Genomic DNA, 1,559 nt, shown 5'->3' on the forward strand with positions numbered 1-1,559 from the left:
CCCGCTGCTGGGTATAGAACCCTGTCGCCGGCAACGCCGGGAACTATGACTGTGCCCGACGAGAACACGTCACTGTCATAACCCGGCTCACGGTAGACCAGCACTGGTCGTCCACTAATACTGGTGGATTTCGGTTTGGGTGGCGGGGGGGATTAACGCCGCCGGCCTCGTTTTTTGCGTTGAGGAGGGCGTTGACTACTTCCCGATTGTGAAATTTGCCGATGGTGCGATGGAGAGGAACCAGTCACCTGAAAGAGATCGATCCAGTCGCTAGTGCGCAATCTGGGGGGTAGGGTTGCGGGGTCGATTCCTCGCGAGCGCAACCATGATTGTGTCTCTGAACGTGATGAAAACAACCCTGCCCTTCGGAGAATTTCCCCTATCCCGCGTCCCCGGGCGGTGAAAACGGTGTGCACCATAGCCTGAAAGGCTTTGCGTTGCTCTATCGGGATCTTCGGGTCACCCACCCGGCGGATCACTAAGATCCCCCCGTCAACGTTAGGCTGTGGACGGAAAGCAGACCTTGGTACTCGGGAACCAAGGTGAAACGTGAACCATGGGGACCACTGAGCCGTCATCATCGTGCTTGTGCCTACCCCGGCCCGGCGGCGAGCGACTTCCCACTGCATGAGGAGTACAGCGTCAGTCCATGCCGGCGCATGCAACAACTTTCGAAGAATGGCAGTGGTGAGGTGAAAGGGAATGTTTCCCACAATGACGCAGGGAGTGGCGGGTAACGGGAAGTTAAGGAAATCATCATGGACCACTTCGACCGACGCCGAGGCGGTCTTTTTTGTGAGTTTGGCAGCTAGTTTTGCGTCTACCTCAACTGCCGTTATTGCCCTCCCCAAGCGGGATATCGGGTGAGTGAGGGCACCGCTTCCCGGCCCGATCTCAATGATGGGGCCAGAGGATTGTTTTACAAGATCGACGATGGAGTTGATGATCTTATGGTCTGTGAGAAAATTTTGGCCATGTTCGTGACGGCCGTATCCGTATGTAGACATCAGGTGTGCTCCGTGGAGTTGAAACGAAGCCGGGCATGGCAAATGGCCGCCCGGCTAAAGGACCGGAGCGGTTTCTAACCTGCGGGAGGGAGAAAACCGCCTTAGCGGCTGGTGAGCGGCCGCATGAAAACGGAACCTGAAATCAACATGGTTCTATCGTATCCAATTAATTTCGCAGGGTCCAATACGGTGAGAAAGAAGACAACCGCACCGCAACAGTGCAAGACCTCTCTGGATTGGAATTTGTCCTACTTTCGGCTCGTCGTACAGACGCCACTGGCGTATTTTGTCTCTGGGCAACGAGGGGGAGTTACCCCCACCTCCGAATGTTTTTAAGGTGCACCCCTGATTACGCTGTGGTGCGGGAGTAATTTTGTCCGACCGATCGGACTATCCACCGACGTGGGGCGGGTAGTTCGAGGTCCCAGCAGATGATCGCGTCGATTTCGCCGCGTTCAAAGGACGCCACCATGGCGTCGTAGTCGGGGCGAGCCACATTCTTCTTTGACGCGGAAATGGACTGATCGACGTAGTTATGTCCTATGTCCAACG

2 protein-coding genes are annotated in these 1,559 nt (G+C 55.9%); both read right to left on the reverse strand.

Annotated features, from left to right (window positions below; all coding sequences use genetic code 11):
* Positions 1 to 152: 152 nt before the first annotated feature.
* The gene (gene erm, locus MHX52_RS10255) at positions 153 to 1,007 is read right to left on the reverse strand and encodes a 23S ribosomal RNA methyltransferase Erm (RefSeq protein WP_239318091.1); all 855 of its coding nucleotides are present in this window, start codon (positions 1,005 to 1,007) and stop codon (positions 153 to 155) included.
* Between the two features lie 349 nt (positions 1,008 to 1,356).
* Positions 1,357 to 1,559 (reverse strand): recombinase family protein (locus MHX52_RS10260; RefSeq protein ID WP_239318092.1); only part of this gene is annotated, 203 nt, incomplete at its 5' end.

Source organism: Corynebacterium sp. ACRQJ (genome assembly GCF_022346045.1).
GTDB lineage: Bacteria > Actinomycetota > Actinomycetes > Mycobacteriales > Mycobacteriaceae > Corynebacterium > Corynebacterium evansiae.